Source organism: Streptomyces sp. NPDC043878 (assembly GCF_056435735.1).
Window position 1 is genome coordinate 68,239 of the sequence record NZ_JBWKDW010000023.1, and the last position, 20,284, is coordinate 88,522.

The 20,284-nt window shown below is 72.5% G+C and carries 22 protein-coding genes; 7 read left to right on the forward strand and 15 right to left on the reverse strand.

What is annotated here, in order from left to right; all coding sequences use genetic code 11:
• Positions 1 to 115: 115 nt before the first annotated feature.
• Positions 116 to 1,531, reverse strand: a complete 1,416-nt coding sequence (locus AC07AZ_RS28225) for a DEAD/DEAH box helicase (protein WP_478852544.1) — start codon at positions 1,529 to 1,531, stop codon at positions 116 to 118.
• A 305-nt stretch (positions 1,532 to 1,836) separates the two neighbouring features.
• Between AC07AZ_RS28225 and AC07AZ_RS28230 the strand changes: the two genes are divergently transcribed.
• The gene (locus AC07AZ_RS28230) at positions 1,837 to 2,439 is read left to right on the forward strand and encodes a hypothetical protein (RefSeq protein WP_478852546.1); all 603 of its coding nucleotides are present in this window, start codon (positions 1,837 to 1,839) and stop codon (positions 2,437 to 2,439) included.
• Between the two features lie 27 nt (positions 2,440 to 2,466).
• On the opposite strand, the gene AC07AZ_RS28235 is transcribed toward AC07AZ_RS28230, so the two are convergent.
• The 3 genes from AC07AZ_RS28235 to AC07AZ_RS28245 form a co-directional block, all read right to left on the reverse strand.
• Complete coding sequence (locus tag AC07AZ_RS28235) at positions 2,467 to 3,996, reverse strand: MFS transporter (protein ID WP_478852701.1); 1,530 nt, start codon at positions 3,994 to 3,996, stop codon at positions 2,467 to 2,469.
• Between the two features lie 202 nt (positions 3,997 to 4,198).
• Positions 4,199 to 4,927, reverse strand: coding sequence for a hypothetical protein (locus AC07AZ_RS28240; protein WP_478852548.1), 729 nt, complete (start codon positions 4,925 to 4,927; stop codon positions 4,199 to 4,201).
• A 117-nt stretch (positions 4,928 to 5,044) separates the two neighbouring features.
• On the reverse strand, positions 5,045 to 5,521 hold the full coding sequence (locus AC07AZ_RS28245) for an RrF2 family transcriptional regulator (RefSeq protein WP_478852703.1): 477 nt from the start codon (positions 5,519 to 5,521) through the stop codon (positions 5,045 to 5,047).
• A 151-nt stretch (positions 5,522 to 5,672) separates the two neighbouring features.
• On the opposite strand from AC07AZ_RS28245, the gene AC07AZ_RS28250 reads away from it, so the two are divergent.
• Together AC07AZ_RS28250 and AC07AZ_RS28255 are read left to right on the forward strand one after the other, a co-directional pair.
• Complete coding sequence (locus tag AC07AZ_RS28250; RefSeq protein WP_478852550.1) at positions 5,673 to 6,407, forward strand: SDR family oxidoreductase; 735 nt, start codon at positions 5,673 to 5,675, stop codon at positions 6,405 to 6,407.
• An 83-nt stretch (positions 6,408 to 6,490) separates the two neighbouring features.
• On the forward strand, positions 6,491 to 6,754 hold the full coding sequence (locus AC07AZ_RS28255) for an alpha/beta hydrolase family protein (RefSeq protein ID WP_478852552.1): 264 nt from the start codon (positions 6,491 to 6,493) through the stop codon (positions 6,752 to 6,754).
• Here the strand turns inward: AC07AZ_RS28255 and AC07AZ_RS28260 are convergent.
• Positions 6,733 to 7,497, reverse strand: a complete 765-nt coding sequence (locus tag AC07AZ_RS28260) for a bestrophin-like domain (protein ID WP_478852554.1) — start codon at positions 7,495 to 7,497, stop codon at positions 6,733 to 6,735. The two genes, AC07AZ_RS28255 and AC07AZ_RS28260, sit on opposite strands and share 22 nt — an antisense overlap.
• Before the next feature lie 62 nt (positions 7,498 to 7,559).
• A complete protein-coding gene (locus tag AC07AZ_RS28265) occupies positions 7,560 to 8,066 on the reverse strand; it encodes a hypothetical protein (protein ID WP_478852556.1) in 507 nt (168 codons plus the stop codon).
• A 340-nt stretch (positions 8,067 to 8,406) separates the two neighbouring features.
• Here AC07AZ_RS28265 and AC07AZ_RS28270 point away from each other — a divergent pair, with 340 nt between their 5' ends.
• On the forward strand, positions 8,407 to 9,276 hold the full coding sequence (locus tag AC07AZ_RS28270) for a GNAT family N-acetyltransferase (RefSeq protein ID WP_478852558.1): 870 nt from the start codon (positions 8,407 to 8,409) through the stop codon (positions 9,274 to 9,276).
• Positions 9,277 to 9,397: 121 nt separating this feature from the next.
• Here AC07AZ_RS28270 and AC07AZ_RS28275 read toward each other — a convergent pair whose 3' ends face one another.
• From AC07AZ_RS28275 to modA, 7 genes are all read right to left on the reverse strand, one after another.
• The gene (locus tag AC07AZ_RS28275) at positions 9,398 to 9,901 is read right to left on the reverse strand and encodes a carboxymuconolactone decarboxylase family protein (protein WP_478852560.1); all 504 of its coding nucleotides are present in this window, start codon (positions 9,899 to 9,901) and stop codon (positions 9,398 to 9,400) included.
• Positions 9,902 to 10,212: 311 nt separating this feature from the next.
• On the reverse strand, positions 10,213 to 10,641 hold the full coding sequence (locus AC07AZ_RS28280) for a MarR family winged helix-turn-helix transcriptional regulator (protein WP_478852562.1): 429 nt from the start codon (positions 10,639 to 10,641) through the stop codon (positions 10,213 to 10,215).
• Positions 10,641 to 11,057, reverse strand: a complete 417-nt coding sequence (locus tag AC07AZ_RS28285) for an SRPBCC family protein (protein ID WP_478852564.1) — start codon at positions 11,055 to 11,057, stop codon at positions 10,641 to 10,643. Before AC07AZ_RS28285 ends, AC07AZ_RS28280 begins: the two co-directional genes overlap by 1 nt.
• A gap of 286 nt (positions 11,058 to 11,343) precedes the next feature.
• The gene (locus AC07AZ_RS28290) at positions 11,344 to 12,051 is read right to left on the reverse strand and encodes a TetR/AcrR family transcriptional regulator (RefSeq protein ID WP_478852566.1); all 708 of its coding nucleotides are present in this window, start codon (positions 12,049 to 12,051) and stop codon (positions 11,344 to 11,346) included.
• A 496-nt stretch (positions 12,052 to 12,547) separates the two neighbouring features.
• On the reverse strand, positions 12,548 to 13,651 hold the full coding sequence (locus AC07AZ_RS28295; protein ID WP_478852568.1) for an ABC transporter ATP-binding protein: 1,104 nt from the start codon (positions 13,649 to 13,651) through the stop codon (positions 12,548 to 12,550).
• A complete protein-coding gene (modB, locus tag AC07AZ_RS28300) occupies positions 13,648 to 14,511 on the reverse strand; it encodes a molybdate ABC transporter permease subunit (protein WP_478852570.1) in 864 nt (287 codons plus the stop codon). The genes AC07AZ_RS28295 and modB overlap by 4 nt, the downstream gene beginning before the upstream one ends.
• A complete protein-coding gene (gene modA, locus AC07AZ_RS28305) occupies positions 14,508 to 15,335 on the reverse strand; it encodes a molybdate ABC transporter substrate-binding protein (RefSeq protein WP_478852572.1) in 828 nt (275 codons plus the stop codon). Before modA ends, modB begins: the two co-directional genes overlap by 4 nt.
• A gap of 369 nt (positions 15,336 to 15,704) precedes the next feature.
• On the opposite strand from modA, the gene AC07AZ_RS28310 reads away from it, so the two are divergent.
• Entirely contained in the window at positions 15,705 to 16,187 is a 483-nt protein-coding gene (locus AC07AZ_RS28310) for a molybdopterin-dependent oxidoreductase (protein WP_478852574.1), read from the forward strand.
• A gap of 251 nt (positions 16,188 to 16,438) precedes the next feature.
• On the opposite strand, the gene AC07AZ_RS28315 is transcribed toward AC07AZ_RS28310, so the two are convergent.
• Positions 16,439 to 17,026 carry a TetR/AcrR family transcriptional regulator gene (locus AC07AZ_RS28315; RefSeq protein ID WP_478852576.1) on the reverse strand — a complete coding sequence of 196 codons (588 nt, stop codon included), beginning with the start codon at positions 17,024 to 17,026 and terminating at the stop codon, positions 16,439 to 16,441.
• A gap of 190 nt (positions 17,027 to 17,216) precedes the next feature.
• Here AC07AZ_RS28315 and AC07AZ_RS28320 point away from each other — a divergent pair, with 190 nt between their 5' ends.
• A complete protein-coding gene (locus AC07AZ_RS28320; RefSeq protein WP_478852578.1) occupies positions 17,217 to 17,741 on the forward strand; it encodes a cysteine hydrolase family protein in 525 nt (174 codons plus the stop codon).
• A gap of 181 nt (positions 17,742 to 17,922) precedes the next feature.
• Positions 17,923 to 19,170 carry an MFS transporter gene (locus AC07AZ_RS28325; protein ID WP_478852705.1) on the forward strand — a complete coding sequence of 416 codons (1,248 nt, stop codon included), beginning with the start codon at positions 17,923 to 17,925 and terminating at the stop codon, positions 19,168 to 19,170.
• Between the two features lie 417 nt (positions 19,171 to 19,587).
• Here AC07AZ_RS28325 and AC07AZ_RS28330 read toward each other — a convergent pair whose 3' ends face one another.
• Entirely contained in the window at positions 19,588 to 20,082 is a 495-nt protein-coding gene (locus tag AC07AZ_RS28330) for a lamin tail domain-containing protein (protein WP_478852580.1), read from the reverse strand.
• Positions 20,083 to 20,284: the final 202 nt, after the last annotated feature.

Here is a 20,284-nt window from a genome sequence, read left to right on the forward strand (position 1 = left end):
GCCGTCCGCGCCGCGCAAGGACGCCGGCACGCGCCGCCGCCCCACCTCGCAGCCGTACGGAAGGCCGCGGCGGCGTGAACGAGGCGGCTCGCCGGTCCCGGTGGTGTCCGGTCGGTCAGCGGCTCTTGCGTACCCGGGCGGCCGCGCGGGCCTCCGCCGCCTTGCGGGCGTCGGCGGCCTTGCGGGACTCCTTCGCGGGACGGCCCGGACGGGTGCCCATGCCCCGGAACGGGGCGTTGCCGGTCGGTTTCGCGCCGGCCGGCGGTCGCTTCGCCCCGGTGATCGTGGTCAGTTTCTCCTCGCCGGAGCGGACCTGGGTGACCGTCGGCCTCACCCCCGCCTCCAACATCATCCGGTTCACGTCACGCCGTTGGTTCGGGGTGACCAGCGTGACGACCCTCCCGGACTCGCCGGCACGCGCCGTACGCCCGGCGCGGTGCAGGTACTCCTTGGCGTCGGCCGGCGGGTCGACGTTCACGACGAGGTCGAGCGCGTCGATGTGGATGCCCCGCGCCGCCACGTTGGTGGCCACCAGCACGGTGATCGCGCCGTCCTTGAACTGGGCGAGCGTGTGCGTGCGTTGGGGCTGCGACTTCCCGCTGTGCAGGGCGGAGGCCCGGACGCCGCTGGCCCGCAGGTGCCGGGTGAACTGGTCGGCGCCGGCCTTCGTGTCGAGGAACATCAGCACCCGGCCGTCCCGCGCGGCGATCTCGGTCGCGGTCGCGTACTTGTCGGCGGGGTGAATGTTCAGCACGTGGTGTTCCATCGTGGTGACCGAACCGGCCACCCGGTCGAGGGAGGCGAGCACCGGGTCGTGCAGGTAACGGCGCACCAACCGGTCGACGTCGTGGTCGAGCGTGGCCGAGAACAGAAGCCGCTGCCCGTCGGGGCGTACCTGCTCCAGGAGCTCGGAGACCTGCGGCAGGAAACCCAGGTCGCACATCTGGTCCGCCTCGTCCAGCACCGTGATCCGCACCTGGTTCAGGTGACAGTCGCGGCGCGACACGAGGTCGGTCAGCCGCCCCGGCGTCGCGATCACCACCTCGGCTCCGGCCCGCAGCAGCGCCGTCTGCCGGTTGATCGACAGGCCGCCGACCACGGTCGCCAGTCGTACGTCGAGTGTCCGCGCGTACGGTGTCAGCGCGTCGCTCACCTGCTGCGCGAGTTCCCGGGTCGGCACCAGGACCAGCGCGAGCGGCCGCTTCGGCTCCGCGCGTCGGCCCGCCGTCCGGACGAGCAGCGCGAGCCCGAAGGCGAGCGTCTTGCCGGACCCGGTCCGCGCACGGCCGAGGACGTCACGGCCGGCCAGCGCGTTGGGCAGGGTCGCGGCCTGGATGGGGAAGGGTTGTGTGACCCCGAGGCCGGTCATCGTCCGCGTCAGCTCCGGCGGCAGCCCGAGCGCGTCGAACGACTCGACCGGCGGCAGGCCGGGCTGCGCCGGCTGCGGGGTCGCCGGCTCACCCTGTGACGCTGTGGCCGGCCGGGACTCGCCGGTGGGTGAGTGCCCGGAGGCCGAGGGCTTCGTGTTCATGGGGAACCTTCCTGATCCGGCGCCCGGAACACGCCGGGGTCCGTACCCCTGGTACGGACCCCGGCGAAGTCGAAGCGTGCGCCCATTTTACCAGCGGCCGGTCCGGCCCCGGCCGGCCGGACCGACCCGCACACCGGGGGTCACCGCAGCGCCGGGAAAGCCGCCCGGCGCGGTAGGCGTGGGGCTCGACGGCGGCCGGCCGGGGCGGCCACGTAAAGCTTTGACCAGGTGCGACCGCTGGGACACAGGGCGGTGGCCGGCTCGCTAGGATCCGCGCACATGATCAGAACAACGAGGGGGACTTCTTGAGAACCACCCTGCGCCGAAGAGTGTTCGCCGCTGCCACGGCGGGCGTTCTCAGCGCGCTGCCCGGCACCGTCGCCACCACGACCGCTCACGCACAGGGCGCGTCAACCGCCGCCTACGACTGCCGAGACGGAGCGGTCACGGCCTCCGACACCGCTGGTTCGGCGGTGCCCACCGCGCGCCGCCCCGGGGTGCCGCTGTACGCCCGCATCCGCGTGCGGGACACCGAGAGGGTGGCACTGACCAAGGCCACCTACGTCTTCGCCATCGGCAACCTCCTGAACAAGCGGGGGCCCGCCCCCACCGTGCGGTGGCGCGTCGGCACGGCGCACTGGCACACGATGAGCCTGCACTGGAACAAGAAGACCAACGGCTCACTGCCGCTGTGGAACTCCGGTAACCTGTCGCTGGGAACGATCCCCGCCCGGGGCGCCGTCACCACGGAGATCTCCGTGACCTTCCCCAAGAGGTCCATCAAGGCGGTCAACTGGGATTTCCTGGACTTCCACAGCGGCTCCTGCGGCAGCACCCGCCTCGACTGGTACAGCGGCAACGGCTTCGAGTACTGGCCCTGGACGGGCACTCCCGGCGAGCCGGCGTAGAACCGTGAGGGCCGCCGGGTCCCGCGCTCACGCGTGCTCGGCGGCTCGCGCCGGGTTCCCCTCGCCGACCGGGCCGCGGCCGCCGGGGTGGCGCAGGGCGCAGAGGAAGGCGACACCCAGGGCCACGGCCATGCCGTAGAAGACCCACTGGTTGGCCTCGGCGAAGTCCATGCGGATCGCGGACATGGAGTCGCGCATCGCCGTGGCTGCCGGGCCGTTGCCCGTGGGGGTCCGGGCGTCCGCGTTGCCGGTGACCGCCTCCGCCACGTCGCGGGAAACGGCGTGCGCGGTCTCCGCGGGCACTCCGCGCTGGTGGAGGGTGTTCTCGACGTTGTCGGTCATGGTGTGCGTCAGCATCGTGCCGAAGACGGCCAGGCCGATGCTCGCCGCGTAGTTGCGCACGGTCTGCGTGATGCCGGTGACCTCGCCGTAGGAGGCGTCGATCGAGCGGTTCACGGCGTCGGTGGAGGCCGGGGCGAGGATGAATCCGATGCCCGCGCCGGCCAGTGCGGCGTAGGGCCACTGGTCGTGCATGGACAGGTCGGTGAGCTTGCCGGCCCAGAGCGCGAACCCGATGGCGCCGACCACGCAGCCGATCTTCAGCGCGGGGCGGGCGCCCTGCTTGTCGAGGATGCGGCCGCCCCACTGGGACGCGACGGCGAACCCGACGAAGAAGTACAGCAGGTAGAGGCCGGCCTGGTTGGGGGAGGCGCTCAGGGAGACCTGGGCGTAGACCGAGGCGAAGAAGAACAGCGGGACGAACGCCAGCATGGCGAAGAAGAGCACCAGCGAGTCCACGGTGAACGCGCGGTCGCGGAAGACCGCCAGGTTGATCAGCGGGTGGCGGGTGCGCAGCTCGTAGCGGCAGAAGACGTAGAGGACGACGAGTCCGCCGACGATGCAGGCCCAGGTCGCCACGCTGTCCCAGCCCCAGGCCGACGCCTGCTGGAAACCGAGCACACTCGTGCCCATGCCGACGGCGATCAGCAGCGCGCCGACGACGTCGAGCGACTCGTCGCGCCGGCGGTCGGAGATGTGGGCGAGCGCGGTGAGGATCAGCGCGATGATCGCGACAGGCACGTTGACCCAGAAGATCGCCCGCCAGGTCCACGAGGTGAGCCAGCCGCCGAGCACCGGTCCCAGGGCGGTGAGGGCGCCGGTCAGGCCGAAGAACAGGGCGAGGGCTCGTCCCCGCCGCTCCACGGGGAACACGGCCACGACCACGGCGAGCGCCGCCGGGAAGAGCAGCGCGGCGCCCAGCCCCTGCGTGGCGCGGAAGACGATCAGCCAGGTCAGCGCGTAGTCGCCCTTGGGCACGCAGCCGCACAGGGCCGACGAGACGACGAAGACCAGGGTGCCGACCACGACGACCCGGCGCGGTCCCCACAGGTCGGCGACACGACCGCCGAGGGCGAAGAACGCGGCCAGCGACAGCAGGTAGGCGTTGACCACCCACTGCATGCCCGAGGTGGTCAGCCCGAGTTCGGAGACGATGTCGGGGGCGGCGATCGACACGATCGTCTGGTCGATGAACGTCATCGACACGGCGAACATCATGGCCGCGAGCGCCAACGTCTGGGAGGCTGCGCCTCCGTCACCGAGCGTACTCTCGTCACGTTTCGTGTGCGTTCCGGTCACGCGGTCAGTGTGCGCCCGCCGACGGGAGGCCGCATCCGGAGAGCGACGGCTCGGTCACCGGAACGACCCGGCGGATGTGCCGGACGCGGGGCGCCGGCCGGGTCGCCCGGTTCGCCGGGTGTCAGCTGACCGGGTCGCCGGGCGCGACGGGGTGCGCCTCGAGGTCCGGGGCGGCCAGGAGGTCGTCGACTAGTGCGGTCGTGCCGCCCACGTAGGTGCTGACGAGGTCCACGTCGCCGCCCAGGCACCAGGCCCGGTCCTGCGGCCACCACAGGTCGGGAAGCTCGGTGAACTCGTCGGCGTCCACGGGGGACAGGACGTCGGACAGCGGGCCGGTGAGCAGGACCTCGTCCCGGCCGGGCGTGGGGAAGGTGGGGAACCGGCCGAAGTCCCACCGTCCGTAACCGTGCCACAGGCCGAACCAGCACTGCTCGGCGGTCCGGGTGTGCCGGGTGAGGAGCGGAACGAGGTGCCGGGCGACGACGGGCGGAGTCGGACCTTCCGCCGGATGCTCGTCCCAGACGCCGGGCATGCCGTAGTCGGACGCGTTCTGGTAGAAGCGCTCCATCCCGATGAGCTCGTGCCACTGGGTGTGCGGCGCCGTTCCGCGCCCCCGGGCGGCGGCCACCGTGTCCCATCGCACCGGTCGTTCGTCCAGCGAGGCCGGATGCAGGATGCGGGCGTAGGCGGCGAATCCCGGCGCGGCGATGGCGGCCACCGTGCCGAACTCCGCGCTGCCGGAGGCTGGTTCGGTGAGCCAGTCGGCGGGACCGAGGTCGGCTTCCCGTACCTGGAGGCGTCCGTACGACGCGGGGGCGGGGCTCCGGTGCACCGGGCGGTAGTCGTTCATCCGCACAGTCTGACGTGCCGGTCACGAGCGGTGGACGACGGCTCCGTCGTCGTGTCGCCGCCCTCCGGCGTGCAGCCGGCGGGGCGGGACAGCCGGGGGGAGGGTCACCGTCGTACGTCAGCCGGTTGGTGTGCGCAGCCAGGTGCCTATGCCGGCCAGTGCGCCCGTGCCGTTGTCGGTCTCCACGCTGCGGGCCAGGTCGGCGACCGAGACCGCCCTGAGTGCGTCACGGCGCGCGGTCTCGGCGGAGGCCATGGCGCGCGAGATGGCGCAGGGAGTGGTGCACGCCTCGGCCGGGGTCGCCATGGGCCCGCGCTGGCGTATCTCCGTGCACACGAAGGCGGGGGCCGGTCCGTCCACGGCGTCCACCACGTCCAGGACCGTGATCAGTTCGGGGGAGCGGGTGAGCGCGTAGCCCCCCGACTTGCCCTGCACCGAGTGGATCAGTCCGGCGCGGGAGAGGGCCTGGAGCTGCTTGGCGAGGTAGGTGGGGGAGACCTCGTGCAGTTGGGCCAGACGGGCGGCCGGTACCGGCTCGCGCACCGAGGTCAGTACGACACAGCAGTGCAGCGCCCACTCGACCCCGCCGGACATCTTCACGTGGCTCACCTTACCCAGACGCTTGACTCGGACACTTTGTATCCGAGTATGATCCCGGATAGAAAGTATCCGGGATCGAGGGCGGTGCGCTCCATCCGAGAGCGTCACCCGGGCCCGGCGCGAGGGCGCGACGGAAGGAACGGTCATGAAGATCGCGGTTGTCGGCGGCACGGGCCTGATCGGATCCCAGGTGGTCGCCCGCCTGAACCAGCAGGGACACGAGGCGACGGCGCTGTCCCTGTCGACGGGGGTGGACCTCATCACCGGCGCGGGCCTCGACGACGCGCTCGCCGGTGCGGAGGCGGTCGTCAACCTGACGAACTCGCCCACGTTCGACGCGGCCTCGCCGGAGTTCTTCCGGACGTCGACGGACAACCTGCTGAAGGCGAGCCGGTCGGCGGGCGTCGGGCATGTGGCCGTCCTGTCCATCGTCGGCGTCGACGGGGTGCCCGAACTGGACTACTACCGGGCGAAGCTCCTCCAGGAAGAGGTGCTCCAGGCCGGCGGCCTGCCGTACTCCGTGGTGCGGGCCACGCAGTTCATGGAGTTCGTCGACGCGATCCTCGCCTGGACCGCGGACGGCGACACCGTCCGGCTGCCGCGCACCCCGATCCAGCCCATCGCCGCGGCCGAGGTCGCGGGGGTCGTCGCCGAGGTCGCCGCGGGCGCGCCGCTCAACGGCATCCTGAACATCGGGGGCCCCGAGGTCTTCGCCCTCGACGAGCTGGGGCGCGTCACCGTCGCCGCGGGCAAGGACGGGCGTCAGGTCGTCACCGACGACACCGCGGGAATGTTCGCCGTCGTCAAGGGTGATGTCCTGACCACACCCGACGGCTCCCGCATCGCGACGACGCGCTACCGCGACTGGCTCACGGCCTGAACCGACCGGCGCCGGGGAGCGGGGCCGCCGGCCCTCCGGGCGCCCCGGCTCGGGCGGGCCAACTCGCCTGTACAGCACGTCCCTTGGCGCTGGTTCGCGCAGGTTCCCCGTCCTTCCTGCCGGCGCACGGCACGGACGACTCCATGGCCGACCGCGCCCACAGCAGGCACCTTGCCGCGCGCCTGGAGGACGCGGGAGCGCAGGTCGAGCTGGTCACGGTGCCGGGCGCGGACCATGCGTGGCACGAGCCTCCCGACGGCCGGGTGGAGGAGATCTTCACGCCCTTCCTCGACCGGGCCCGGCACCTGGTGGGACCGGTCCGACGTCAGGACGCGACGCTCGCGTAGAGCTCCCGCAGAGGCTGGGCCGAGTCGGCCCCGGAGTGGCCGAACGGGGCGTCGAAGCTCCACACCAGGAAGAGCAGGAAGACCACCAGGGCGCTGAACGCCGTGGCCAGCACGAGCTCGCGGGCCGAGCGGCGGATCTGCAGGGCGTAGAGCAGCCCGAGGGTGACCATGCCGCCGGCGATCAGGCCGAACCAGACCACGCCGGGCAGGGTCGTGCCGGCGCTGTCGAGGCGCTGGTGACGCGCGTCGTCCGCGGCGGCGACCTGGTCCAGGAGCGGCTGGTACGCCTGCGCCTGCAGTTCGTCGGCGGGTGTGCGGTGGGCGATGTCGCCGCGGATGCGGGTCAGCAGTCCGCCGCCGGTGGCGTCGATCCGCCGGTCCTCCTCCATGGCCGGCCACTCGGTGGCGACGGCATGCCGGGCGTAGGCGTCGATGTCCTGTCGTACCTGCGTGTGGAAGGCGGCGGGGTAGACATCGAGACGCTGGTCGATCTCGTACAGAGCCTGCGCCTCACGCTGGACGGTGTCCTCGGCGGCGCCGCGTGCCTCCCAGACGCCGGCGATGGCCAGGCCCAGGACGATGGCGTAGACGACACCGACCATCATCACCATGTACTCCAGGACGTCGGGCGTCTGAGAGGTGTCCTCGTCGTCGGCGACGCGCCGGTGGCGCATCACGGTGGCGGCGATGACGAATGCGCAGACCAGTGCACAGGCCAGGGTGTAGATCAGCCATTCCGGCACAGCGGGACTCCAGGGCGGACGGACGGACGGACGGGCGACGGGTGGTGTGACCCGCGGGCGGGTCAGCGGTTGCCGCGGCGCCGGGAGCCCGGGCGCAGCGCGGCGGCGGCCAGGACGGCCGGGGTGGTGATCACGACGGTGGTCGTCATGGTGGACATGCCCGCCGGAGCGGGACGTGCCGGGCGACCGCCGTAATGGAAGCGGGGCACCCACCGGAAGGCGGCGGCACGCGGTGCGGGACGCGGCGCCGGAGCCTCGGCGTCGGTGGCTTCCGGGGCATCGGGGAGGTTGTCGACGGCCGCCGGTGGCTCGGCCGCGGGTGGACGCCGTACGGCGGCGGGAGAGGGCGGAGCCGCCGGCGGACCGGGGTGGGGCCGGCCCGCGACGCCGGGGGGCGCCGGGGGGACGGTGGCGCGCGGCGCCTGTTCTTCGGCTGGAGTCGACGGGGGTGCGGCAGTCGGCGCCGGGGTCTTCGGTGCCGCCTGCCCGGCAAAGGTGGTGATCTCGACCCAGGTGTCGGCCGCGCACACCACCAGGTGCGCCGTGGTGGGGGTCGTGTCGATGACCACGGCGGTCCCGATGTGGCCCGGCAGGGGACAGAGTGCGGCAGCGGCTCCGAGACCGACTGTGATCCACCCGCTCACTCGTACTGTTCCTCTCCGTCGACGACGCGCGCACCTCGGACCGGGACGCGGCCGGCCAGACACCGATGACCGGCCTCGTACGGTGGCCTCGGCGCCCGGAGTAACGATCATGCTGCCCGGGGGTCACGGGCGTCGGCCGCACTCGTGCGCTCGTGCGGGGGAGACGCCTGCGCGGCGACCCGCCGGGACCATCCGTCCGCCTGCGCATCCGCCTCCCCGCAGGAAAATCCCGGGACATTGTCGGCGACGTGAGGAATCATGAGGCATGCGCCCGGACGACTGGCACCTCACCGAAGACCCCGACGCCTTCCTCGACCGAGCCGGGGAATTCCTGCACGCGCGGCCCGCCCTGCACACCGTCCCGCTGACGGTGACCGCGACCCTGCGCACCCGCGGAACGGACGTCTACAGCACCGAGGCCCCGGTCTTCGGACGGTTGGAACAGGCGGGCGAGGTCCACGCCACCTTCTTCCGTACCCCGCCCCACCGCCTGAACATCACCTCCCTCACCCCTGAGCAGGCCGACACCCTCGCCGTCCGCCTGGCCGGCCTCGGCGACCCACTCCCCGGCGTCAGCGCGGAGCACGACACCGCCACCGCGTTCGCCGGGGCCTGGCGGCGGCACACCGGAGCGACACCGGTCCTCCGCGAACGGCTCCGCCTGTACCGTCTCGGCACACTCACCCCGCCGCAGCCCTCCCCGGCCGGCCGCAGCCGCATCGCGGGCGACCGGGATCGCGAGCAACTCGCGCTCTGGAACCGCGAGTTCGCCGTCGCCGTCGGAGAGGTGCCGCCTGTGGACGACGACCTCTGGACCGAAGCGCGCCTCGCCGGCAGACACTTCACGTTCTGGGAGACGCCGGACGGCACCCCCGTCGCCATGGCGGGGGTGACCCCCGAGACCGCCGGCCAGGTCCGGGTGGGGCCCGTCTACACCCCGGCCCACCTCCGTGGGCGCGGCTATGCCGGCGCCGTGGCGGCCGAGGTGAGCCGGGCGGCCCGGGCCGCGGGCGCGCGAGAGGTCGTGCTGTTCGCGGACCTGTCCAACGCCACCAGCAACGGCCTCTATCTGCGGATCGGTTACCTGCCGGTCGCCGATTTCACGGTGTACGACTTCCAGGCGTCGCGCCACTGATCACGGCCGCGCATGGCCCGTTCGGCCGCGCATGGCCCGTTCGGCCACGCCTGGCCCGTGCCGAGCCGGGCCGGGCCGTTCGAGCGGAACATGCCGACGCGCAGCGCCGGTTGCCGTGTCGTCACGTCCACTGCTCGGACGGCTTCACGCCCGGCAGCGGTTTGCCGACGAGCGCGAGCGGCGCGAAGAAGCCGACCTGGCCGATCGCGATCGTCAGGGTGGCCAGCGCCGTGTCGTCGTAGTGCTGGGCCGCGCGGGCGTAGAGCTCGTCCGGGACCCGTTCGTGGTGCACCGACGGCTGGAGCACCGCTTCCGTCAGGGCCAGCGCGATGTGCTCGGCGTCGTTGAAGCAGGGCGCGTCCTGCCAGGAGGCGACCGCCGAGATCCGCTCCTCGGGTTGGCCGGCCCTGCGCAGGCTCCCGGTGTGCATGACGGTCAGGTAGGTGTTGCCGACGATCTGCCCGGCGCGCAGCTGCACGAGGTCGATGGTGGTCTGCGGCACGGATCCGTTGCCGACCGCCTTGAACAACGCCCTGGACACCGCCCCGAGTTCGGGGACGAGTTTCATCGGGTTGGGCATGCGCGAGCCCGTGGCGGTCCGTGCCGCGGTCCGCTGAGCTTCCATGTCTGCACCCTTCTCGCATCCGTTGTGCTGTCGTCACTCCTCTGACGAACGCCGGGCGGAGAATGTGACGGGTCCGGCAGACCCGCCCGAGCACACGCGCATGGCTGTGGACGGCCTTGAGAGCCGGCTGTCCTTCGACGTCCGGGTGACACTTCCGCAGGTGCGCGGCGGCGCGCAGCGCGAAAGGGCCGGCTCCCGGCAGGGAGCCGGCCCTTTCGCGTCGAGTACCCAACTGCGGTCGATGCCGGTCGTGCAGCGTGGTCTTGGCCCAGTCGATGCGTACACCGCGGCCTGGTCGAGTGTCCGTGTGCTCAGTCCTCGCGGCCGGCCAGGCGGCCGAGCAGGTCGATCGTGGCGTCGACGGCGACCGGCTGGAAGAAGAGCGCGTCGGCCTCCTCGGCGGCGGCGACCGCGCGTGGCGCGAGTGCGGCGCCGGCGTCGGTGACCCGCAGCCGTTTCGCACGGGTGTCGGAGGGGTCGACCTCGCGCTCGATCAAGCCCTTGTTCTCCAGGGCGCGCAGTACTTGCGAGGTCATCTTGACATCGGTGCCCGCCTGCCGGGCGAGGGCCAGCTGGTTGGGGTGCTCACCCTGCCCGTTGAGCCACCAGGTGCAGGCCAGCAGCACGAACTGGACGTGGGTGAGGCCGAGCGGCGCGAGCGCGGCGGCGACGACGCGCTGCCAGCGCAGGGTGGCGTGCCAGAGCAGGAAGCCGGGGCTCTCGCCCGGAGCGAGGGACATCAGTCGAGCGCTCGTTCGACGAGGGCGGCCATGGTGGCGGGCCAGTCGGCGGTCACGGCGGGACCGATGTCGGGGCCGAGTCCGTCGGCCGCGGCACCGGTGATCTCCATGCGGTACGTCACCCGGGTACGCAGACGCTCTCCCGCGTCGAGCCGGTGGACCGTGCGCAGCACCAGGCCGTCGAACTGCGCCTCGTCGACGAACAGTTCGCCGGGTCGTGCCTCGGCGACGCGCAGGCGTACCGGCTCCGGTCCGGCCGGGTTCATCACGATCTCGGTGCCCGCCGTGAACGGTCCGCTGATCTCGATGGACTCGATGTCGGCGTTCCACTTGCCCCAGTTCTCGACATCGGCCCACAGCCGCCAGATCGCCTCGGGCGCGGCGTCGGTCTCAGTGCTGTGCTCGTACGTCCACATCAGATGTCTCCCCGGCTCTCCGACTGACTTTCTGCGTACAGATTATCTGCGCGCAGACTATCTGTCCAGCGGGAGGCTCCCGCAGGCCGGCAACCGGCGGCCGTCGTGCGAACCTGTGGAGCCGGGGGCGGCCGATCCGCCACCCCCGGCTCCGCGTGTCTCGGGCCGCCTGTCCGACCGCGGCCAGCCCGAGGCGCCTGCTCCTCGGGATCTCGGGATCAGGGAGGACCGCATTTCAGGGAGGACCAGATGCCCACGGTGCGCCAGGGAGCGCCACGGGTTCGGGTCATTGCTCCACGGCGGCAGGCTCCCACGCGGCCTCGGGGTCGAGGGGCAGCTCCGGCCGGTCGCGCTTGAACACCGCGGCCCGCTCCTCGGTGGCGCGCAGGTCGTCGTCGACGGCGCCGAACCCGCGGAACAGTGTCGTGCAGTACTCGCGGGACAGGTAGGCGGGGTCCCACCGGCCACCCGGCTTCACCCACTGGTACGTGTGGTTGTGCAGGTTGAGGAACTGCAGGCCGGCCAGGGTCGGTTCGACCAGACGGAAGCTGCCCTGGTCGGCGGCCTCGATCAGCAGACCGGTGATCAGGTGCTCGAAGTCGGAACGCTGGCTCAGCAGCGTCTGCAACTCGTCGCCGGTGAGACTGCGGTAGTCGTGCTCGTAGACCCAGACGTGGTCGAGCCGGCGGAAGATGATCGTCAGCAGCGTCTCGGACAGCAGCCGCAGCCGTAGCAGCGGGTCCGCGTCGACCTCGGCGATCTGGCGCGCCCGCGACAGCAGCGGGCTCATGACCCGCGCCTGGATCTCGATCAGCAGGTTCTCCTTGGAGCCGATGTAGTAGTACAGCGCTCCCTTGGCGAGCCCCACCGCACGGCCCAGGTCGTTGACCGAGGTCGACGCGTAGCCCTGGCGGGCGAACAACTCGGCGGCCGTGTCGATGATCTTCCGGCGGCGGACCTCGAAGTCCGGCCCATGACCCGGTGGTCGTGGCATCGCATCTCTCCCGTGACGGGACGACGTGTCGAACCGACCCAGCCCCCAGTCCGCTCGGGACGCCTGAAGCGGCGCCCGGGGGATATGCGCCCGGGGACGTCGTCACTCAAGTTTGCTGGACCAGACGGTACATTGGAGAGGGGCCGAGATGACGCGGGGTGCGCTCTCTGCGCGGCCGTGGCGAGGTCGCGCGTGACGCAGGCGCCGCGGTCCACCCGCGTGGGCATGGTGGCCCGATCCGCGCGCGGAGCACCACCCGAACCGGGACGCCGGCAACGACGAGAAGGGCTCCTGCGTCCCCGCAGACCTGATGGCCAGGTCGGGCTCCTTCCTCAAGCCTCAGCTCAACCGGACGCGGCGTCCGCGGCGGCGTAGCCGGGGCAGGGCGAGCGGTGGCACGCCCCACCGGCCGCTCACCCCGCCGGCCGCTTACCCCACCGGTCGGCCGCTCACCCGCCGGCCGGGTGGGCCGGGGAGCGTGCCCGTGGCGAAGCCGTCAGGCGGGGTAGGCGTGGGTCTGGGCGGCCTTGACCGTCGCCCACACCGTCGCTCCGGTGCGCAGGTCGAGTTCGGCGGCGGCCACCGTGGTGAGGTCGGCCGCCAGGGGCAGTTCGCCGGTCAGGGCGGCGCGGATCTGGTCGCCGTGGGTGTCCAGGCCGGCGACCTCGCAGCGCCACAGGTTGCGGGCGCTGGAGCCCGTGGGCCGCTCCCGGTGCAGGGTGACCGCGCTGGGCGGGAAGGCCACGAAGACCGGGCCGGTGAGGTCCTCCGTGGTCGTGATGCCGGGGCCGTCCTCGATGTGCACCGTGTGTCCCCGGGCCTGCCCCCGGTACAGGTTGAGGCCGACGAGATGGGCGATGTAGTCGGTGCGCGGGTGGCGGGCGATGTCGGCCGGCGTGCCCTCCTGGACGATGCGGCCGTCCTCGATGACCACGAGGTGGTCGGCCAGGACCATGGCGTCCAGCGGATCGTGGGTGACGAGTACGGCGACCGCCTCGAAGTCCGCCAGGTGGTGGCGGAGTTGGGCCCGTACGTCGAGCCGCGTGCGGGCGTCGAGAGCGGCGAGGGGCTCGTCGAGGAGCAGCAGCCGGGGACGGGTGGCCAGGGCCCGGGCGAGCGCGACGCGCTGGGCCTGGCCTCCGGAGAGGCGCCGGGGTTTGGCCCTGGCCTGGTCGGCGAGGCCCATCCGGTCCAGCCACTCGGCGGCCTGGGCGCGGGCCTCCGCCTTGCCCACCCCGTGGCAGCGGGGTCCGAAGGCCACGTTGTCGAGCGCGGACAGGTGCGGGAAGAGCAGGTAGTCCTGGAAGACGACGCCGACCGGGCGGGACTCCGGTGGCGTGCGGTCCAACTCCGTTCCGTCCAGCCGGAGATGGCCGCCGGTGAGCGGGACGAGGCCGGCGAGCGCGCGCAGGGCGGTCGTCTTGCCGGCGCCGTTGGGGCCGAGCAGGGCCACGACGTCACCGGGCGCCGCGGTCAGCGCCAGGTCGAGGCGGAAGGAGCCGCGCTCCACGAACAGGTGGACGTCGAGTCCCGCACCGGCCGGTCCGGGGGTGCCGGCGGCGTTCCGCCCGGCTCGCAGGGTCTTGCCGGTGCCGGTCATGAGACGGTCATCCACCGGTCGCGCAGTCCCGCGAGCACCGCGATCGACACGGCGAGCAGGACCAGGCTCAGGGCGATCGCCGCCTCCGGGTCGTTCTGGAGGGCGAGGTAGACGGCGAGGGGCATCGTCTGGGTACGGCCGGGGAAGTTGCCGGCGAAGGTGATCGTCGCGCCGAACTCACCGAGCGCCCGCGCCCACGCCAGGACCGCGCCGGCCGCGATGCCGGGGGCGATGAGCGGCAGGGTGACCCGGCGGAACGCGGTGAAGCGGGAGGCGCCCAGTGTCGTCGCGGCCTCCTCGTAGCGCGGGTCGGCGGCCCGCAGGGTGCCTTCGACGCTGATCACCAGGAACGGCATCGCGACGAAGGCCTCCGCGACCACGACCCCGGCGGTGGTGAACGGCAGGGTGATCCCGAACCAGGAGTCCAGCCACCGTCCCAGGACGCCGTTGCGGCCCAGCGCCATCAGCAGGGCGACACCACCGACCACCGGTGGCAGCACGAGCGGAAGCGTCACCAGGGCGCGCACGACGCCCCGCCCGGGGAACTCGACCCGTGCCAGCAGCCATGCCAGCGGCACCCCGAGCAGGAGACTCAGGGCGGTCGCCGCGGTCGCGCACAGGAGGGACAGCTGGAGCGCCTGCCAGACCTCGGTGCTGGTCAGCAGGTCGGGCATGCTGCGCCAGGGGGCCCGGATCAGCAGGGCGACGAGGGGGAGGGCCAGGAACGTCAGCCCGACCAGTGCGGGCAGCAGAAGGGGCAGCGGGGCGCCGCTCCGGACGCGGCGGCGCCGCGGGCCACCGGTCAGGGTGTCCGCGGCGCCCGCCCTGTCCCGGGACGTGGGGCCGGACGGGGAGGTCACGGCTTGAGGAACCCGGCCCCGGTCAGGACCTGCTGCCCCTCGGCGGACCGCACCAGCGCGATGAACGCCTTGGCGGCGGCCGCGTTCGGGGAGTCCTTGAGGAGGGTGATCGGGTAGTCGTTGACGGCGTCGGTCGATTCGGGGAAGTCCACGCCCACCACCTTGTCACCCGCGGCCTTCACGTCGGTCTTGTAGACGACCGCGGCGTCGGCCTCCTTCAGGACGACCTTGTTCAGGGCGGACTTGACGTCCTGCTCGTAGGAGACGGGGGTGAGCTTCAGCTTGCTCGCGTCGAGGGCCTTCTGGGCGGCGGCGCCGCACGGCACCGTCTTGTCGCACAGCACGACCTTCAGGCCCGGCTTGGTGAGGTCCTTCAGCGAGGCGATCTTGTCGGGGTTGCCCGGCAGGGTGGCGATCTCCAGCTGGTTGCGCACGAAGGTGGCGGGGGTGCCCTGCGCGTCCCCCTTGTCCGTCACGATCGCCATCGTCTTGGGGCTGGCCGCCGCGAACACGTCGGCGGGTGCGCCTCCGGTGATGCTCGCGGCGAGGGCGTCGCTGCCGCCGAAGCTGAAGGTCACCTTCGTCCCCGGGTGCGCCTTCTCGAAGTCCTTGCCCAGCGTCGTGAAGCTCTCCTTCAGCGAGGCCGCGGCGAACACGGTCACCTCGCCCGAGATTCTGGTGGAGGCGGAGGCCGACGCGGAGGGGTCCGATGCCTTGGAGGAGTCCGAGTCGGAGGACGAACAGGCGCTCAGGGCCAGCAGGGCGGCGGCGCCCACGCCGGTCACCTGCAGGGTCCGGCGGGTCCGGCGAGCGGAACGGGTCATCACGGGTGAACTCCCTCTGGTCCTGACGGACACGTCTACGGTCTCTCGACGACGACAGTCGGCGTCGTCCCGGCAACCGCCGGGCGGAGGTGGCGCGGTCCGGCCCGCGGAGGATCCGGTGGCCCGGTAAGCCGCGCCCGGCGGTCGGTCGCCCGCCGTCGACCGGGGACCGGCCGGTGTCGGCGCCGACACCCGGTGCGGCGGGGCGTCTCCGGTCCGGTAGCTGTGCATGTGCCGATGATAATGCCGCAGATGCGAGGGCAAAGTCATCTGTTGCTTCGCATGAGCTGGATCATCGTCCGACTGGCATGGCATGTGCGTTTGTACGGTGGGGGAACCCGGGTACGGTCCTGCGGGAGGTGGTAGCCCGTGAGTCAGTCCCTTGCCGCTGCCGACACCGCGCCCGGAACGGCGGCCGAGCTCGCCCTCACCGGCGAACTGGAGCGTCCGGCCCGCCTGACCGTGCCCGACCTGCTCGCCTGGCCGCAGCACCGGGCCCAGGTCAGCTTCGAGTGTGCCACCAGCGGTGTCCAGCACCACCGCTTCACCGGGCCGCTCCTGCACGAGGTCCTCACGGCGGCGGGGCCCGTCTTCGACCCCGCCCGCCGCAAGGACCGGCTGCGCTTCCTGATCGCCGTACGCGGAGCGGACGGCCACCACGCGGTGCTGTCCTGGGCGGAGATCGACCCGGACTTCGGCCGCGCCCCCGTGCTGCTCGCGGTGACCCTCGACGAGACCCCGCTCGACCGCGCCGGCGCCCAACTCGTCCTGCCGCAGGACCGCTGCGGGGCCCGGTACGTCAGCGGGATCGAGGCGATCCGAGTGGACGGCCGGTACGCGGCCTGGACTTGACGGAGATCTGTGGGGACAGCCCTACCCCGCGCGCGGACTTGACGGCGGTCAGTACCCGACGGCCGTCACACCAACCGGACTTGAGGGCGACCCGCGTGGACGGCCGCTACCCCGCGCGGGCCTGACGGCGATCCGCTGAGCCAACCCGGTGAGGTCCGACTTCTCGGTGGGGTACGGCGACCAGGCGCCCGTCGGCTGCCGCGCCGATGCCACGACGGCCCGGTGCTCGCCTCACCGGCAGGCGCTCGGCGTCACCTGCCCGCCGGGCGGGTGCCGGTCGCCCGCAGCCCGTCGTACAGCACGGCCAGCACGGGCTCCCGCGCGGCGTCGGAACCGAGGTGGCGCAGGGCGTACAGCACCCCGCCCAGCACGGCCATGAGATCGGCGACGGTGATGTCGCCGCGGACGGCACCGTCGGCCTGGGCGCGGACCAGGAGGTGGCCGATCTCCTCGTGGAGCCGGGTGACGTCCGTGGCCAGCGCCGTCCGCGGTTCGACCCCGGCGCCCGCGAGGGTGTCGACGAGATCGGCCTTCGCGGCCGCGTCCCCGACCACCTGGTCCAGCACGGTGAACAGGGCCGCGGCCGGGTCCTCGCTGTGCCGCAACGTCTCGGCGTGCTCGACCAGGCGCCGGAGCCGTTCACGGACGACCGCTTCGAGCAGTGACTCCTTGGTGGGGAAGTGACGGTACAGAGTCCCCGGTCCGACGCCGGCCCGGCGCGCGATCTCATCGAGCGGCACGGCAACTCCCTCCGCGGCGAACGCCGTTCGCGCAACCTCCAGCAGTCGGTCCCGGTTGCGGCGGGCGTCGGCTCGCAGCGGCCGCGGCACGTCTCCCATGCGTTCTCCTCCAGCCGGACAGTAGACGGGGCGCTCTCTCCGTTTCATGCTAGCTTAACCGGGGCGCTCTCTCCGCATCTGGTGGCCGGGTTTCCGTGCCGCCGGCTGTCTCGCGGCCGAACCCCGGATGTCCCCCAGGCGCCGCGCCCGCGACCATCGCCGGTCCCCTCATGAAGGAAGCCGAGTTCCCATGACCCTGACCAACGGAGCCGACCCGACCCCGACCGCCTTCCTGGCGCTCGACCACGCCGCCCACATCGTCGAGAACTACAGCCACGACCCGGGTGTCGCCGACCGGGCGGCGTACGCCCTGGCGGCCGTCCGCAAGGCGGGCACACCCGTCTTCCACATCACGCACGAGGCCATGCGAGAGGGGTTCCACCCCCTGCTCGGCCCCGCCGACGACGAGCCGGTGCTGGGCAAACGCACCCTGGGCGCCTTCGCCACCACCGATCTGCACGAGCGCCTGCAGGCGGCCGGCATCCGCCGGATCGTCCTGTCCGGCGTCGCCACCTCCGGCACGGTGCTGTCCACCGCGCGCTGGGCCTACGACGTCGGTTACGAGGTCGTGGTCTGCGCGGACGCCTGCGCCGACCCGGACGCGCGAGTCCACGCGGCCCTGGTGGACGAGTCGGTGTTCCCCGACAGCTGGCTCGGCCTCTGGCGCATCGCCCGTATGGTGAACGCGGACACACTCACCGGGCTGTTGACCTGACGCAGCCGGGTTCGCCCGTGTACCTGGGGACGCAGCCCGGGTGACCTCGCTGCTCCCCACGGGGAAGCGAGTCCGTTCGCGGTGATCGGGCCGGTGACTCGGCCGGGCCGGGCTCGGGCACTCCCCCCTCGCCCCCGACAATGGTGCGATGAACCTCCAACCGGCCGGTCACGTAAGGCGGATGCCCGCCGGGCTTGTCGCGCTCGCTCTCGGCAGCTTCGGGATCGGCCTCACCGAGTTCGTGATCGCGGGTCTGCTTCCGCAGGTGGGGCGGAGCCTGGCGGTCTCCGAGGCAGCGGCCGGCCGGCTGATCTCCGGGTACGCCCTGACGGTCGCGGTCGGCGCGATCCTCGTGACCGCCGCCACCGCCCGACTGCCCCGCAAGGCGGTCCTCGTCGGACTGGTGGCCCTGTTCGTCGTCGGCAACCTCCTGTCCGCCCTCGCGCCGGACTATCCGGTGATGCTGCTCGGACGCGTGGTCGCGGCGCTGTGCCACGGCTCGTTCTTCGGCATCGGCTCACTGGTCGCACGACGCATGGTCACCCCCGAACGGGCGTCGAGAGCGGTGGCGGTGATGTTCGGCGGACTCACCCTCGCGAACGTGCTGGGTGTGCCGTTCGGCGCCCTGATCGGCGAACGGTGGGGCTGGCGCGCCACCTTCTGGGCGATCACCGGCATCGGTGTCCTCGCCGCGGTCGCCATCGCCGTACTGGTACCGGGCTGGGCAGGCGGAAACAACCGGGCCCATCCTCCCGGGAGTTCCGGTACGGCAGGTGCCCGGGCGGACGGACCGCGCGCCCAACTGCGCGCGTTCCGCTCCGGGCAGGTCTGGCTGACCCTCGCCGCCACCGCGCTCGGTTACGGAGGGATGTTCGGCGCGTTCACCTACCTCGCGTACACCTTCACGCGGGTCTCCGGCTTCTCCGGCACCGATGTCGCCTGGCTGCTCATGGTGTACGGCAGCGGCCTGGTGATCGGGAACCTGGCCGGCGGCCGGGGCGCCGACCGCGATCGCGACCTCACCCTGATCGTGTCGCTGGCCGGTCTCGCCGTCACCCTCACCCTGTTCGGACTGCTGGCGGCCAGCCCCGTCGCGTCGGTGATCCTCGTCTTCCTGACGGGGCTGTTCGGGTTCGCCGGTGTTCCCGGCTTCATCACCCGGGTCACCGACCACGCGCACGGGGCGCCGCTGGCCGCGAGCGCCAACGTGTCGGCCTCCAACGTCGGCAACGCCGTGGGTGCCTGGCTCGGCGGCCTCGCCATCGGCAGCGGTCTCGGCTATACCGCTCCGCTGTACGTCGGCGCCGGCATCGTCCTGTCCGGCCTCGCCGTGATGGTGGCCGCGGCACGTGACTCCGGCCGCGCGGAGACCCGCACGGAGGACGCCGGCCTCGCCCAGGACCCGGCTTCCGCGAGCGGCGAGCGCTGAGGCGGGCGCCGGACGGCCGGCAGGGCGGGAGCGGTTCGAGGCCGTTCCGTCGCCGGCCGGTCCGGCGACCACCACCGCGACGGGCAAGCGGGCGACCCCGCCAGGGTGGCCAACCGGGTTCGTCGGCCCAGGCGTTGGCCGCTGAGTGGGCGCGGACCCCTTCGACGTGCGTGAGGTGCACGCGGGTGTCGGCGATGGACTCGGCCTGTGCGGCGAACGGGTCGCGGTCCAGGGCGCCGAGGTCGGCCCGGTGGCCGGCGCGCGGGCTTCCCGAGTCGTCCCGGTGGTTGATGGGGGCGCAGGCACTGCACAAGGCGCGACGACCGTACGCCCCAGGCTGCCGGACGGCGCGCTGCCCCTCCCGCGTCGTCGCGCGAGGGGGGGGCACGGCCGGCCGGAACCGGAGCGGGGCGGGAATCAGCCGTGGAAGCTGATGTAACCGTTGCCGTCGCGGTCGTCGGCGCTCCTGGTGTACGCGTGGACGTCGGCCCGGGAACCGGTGGGCTTCACCAGGTAGATGGTGTCCCTGTCGTTGTTCCAGATGAAGTTGCAGTTCTGGCGGTAGACGACGTTGCCGGCGTCGGAGTCGGTACCGCGGCCGCCGCGCAGCTTCACATAGTCACCGGGCTCGAGCTTGTGGCCGGCGTCGAAGGTGAAACTGTGGCCCGCGGCGTCCTTGACGACATAGCCCAGGAGGTTGACGGTCTTGGTGCGGGAGTAGTTCTTGATGGTCAGGTACTCGTTCTTGGTGTTGCCGCCGTTGCACCTGTTGGAGTCGCTGCCCGGGGCGTCGTACTGCACGCCCTTGAGCTTCAGCGCGGACGAGTACTCGGTGGCCTGCGCGGGACCGGCGGCTATGACGGCCAGCGTGCCCGCTGCGGCGACCGCGGCCAGGGTGTGACGCATACGCATGAGAAATCCCCCCTCAGTGGTACGAATGAAGCGCCTGGAGCATACCGGATGTGATCATGCGGTGACCCCCGAGTGTACGAATCGTGAAGGGGGCGGCGTTCGGAGGCGTGCCGCCACGACGGCGCGACGGGGGGGGGGGGGGGGGGGGGGGGGGGGGGGGGGTGGGGGGCGGGGGGGGGGGGGGTGGGGGTGCTGTGGGATG

Bases quoted from the DNA above. Each gene is read 5' to 3' on its own strand.
- AC07AZ_RS28225 (WP_478852544.1), bottom strand. From the start codon at position 1,531: ATGAACACGAAGCCCTCGGCCTCCGGGCACTCACCCACCGGCGAGTCC.
- AC07AZ_RS28235 (WP_478852701.1), bottom strand. From the start codon at position 3,996: ATGATGTTCGCCGTGTCGATGACGTTCATCGACCAGACGATCGTGTCG.
- AC07AZ_RS28240 (WP_478852548.1), bottom strand. From the start codon at position 4,927: ATGAACGACTACCGCCCGGTGCACCGGAGCCCCGCCCCCGCGTCGTAC.
- AC07AZ_RS28245 (WP_478852703.1), bottom strand. From the start codon at position 5,521: ATGTCCGGCGGGGTCGAGTGGGCGCTGCACTGCTGTGTCGTACTGACC.
- AC07AZ_RS28250 (WP_478852550.1), top strand. From the start codon at position 5,673: ATGAAGATCGCGGTTGTCGGCGGCACGGGCCTGATCGGATCCCAGGTG.
- AC07AZ_RS28270 (WP_478852558.1), top strand. From the start codon at position 8,407: ATGCGCCCGGACGACTGGCACCTCACCGAAGACCCCGACGCCTTCCTC.
- AC07AZ_RS28275 (WP_478852560.1), bottom strand. From the start codon at position 9,901: ATGGAAGCTCAGCGGACCGCGGCACGGACCGCCACGGGCTCGCGCATG.
- AC07AZ_RS28280 (WP_478852562.1), bottom strand. From the start codon at position 10,641: ATGTCCCTCGCTCCGGGCGAGAGCCCCGGCTTCCTGCTCTGGCACGCC.
- AC07AZ_RS28285 (WP_478852564.1), bottom strand. From the start codon at position 11,057: ATGTGGACGTACGAGCACAGCACTGAGACCGACGCCGCGCCCGAGGCG.
- AC07AZ_RS28290 (WP_478852566.1), bottom strand. From the start codon at position 12,051: ATGCCACGACCACCGGGTCATGGGCCGGACTTCGAGGTCCGCCGCCGG.
- AC07AZ_RS28295 (WP_478852568.1), bottom strand. From the start codon at position 13,651: ATGACCGGCACCGGCAAGACCCTGCGAGCCGGGCGGAACGCCGCCGGC.
- modA (WP_478852572.1), bottom strand. From the start codon at position 15,335: ATGACCCGTTCCGCTCGCCGGACCCGCCGGACCCTGCAGGTGACCGGC.
- AC07AZ_RS28315 (WP_478852576.1), bottom strand. From the start codon at position 17,026: ATGGGAGACGTGCCGCGGCCGCTGCGAGCCGACGCCCGCCGCAACCGG.
- AC07AZ_RS28320 (WP_478852578.1), top strand. From the start codon at position 17,217: ATGACCCTGACCAACGGAGCCGACCCGACCCCGACCGCCTTCCTGGCG.
- AC07AZ_RS28325 (WP_478852705.1), top strand. From the start codon at position 17,923: ATGCCCGCCGGGCTTGTCGCGCTCGCTCTCGGCAGCTTCGGGATCGGC.
- AC07AZ_RS28330 (WP_478852580.1), bottom strand. From the start codon at position 20,082: ATGCGTATGCGTCACACCCTGGCCGCGGTCGCCGCAGCGGGCACGCTG.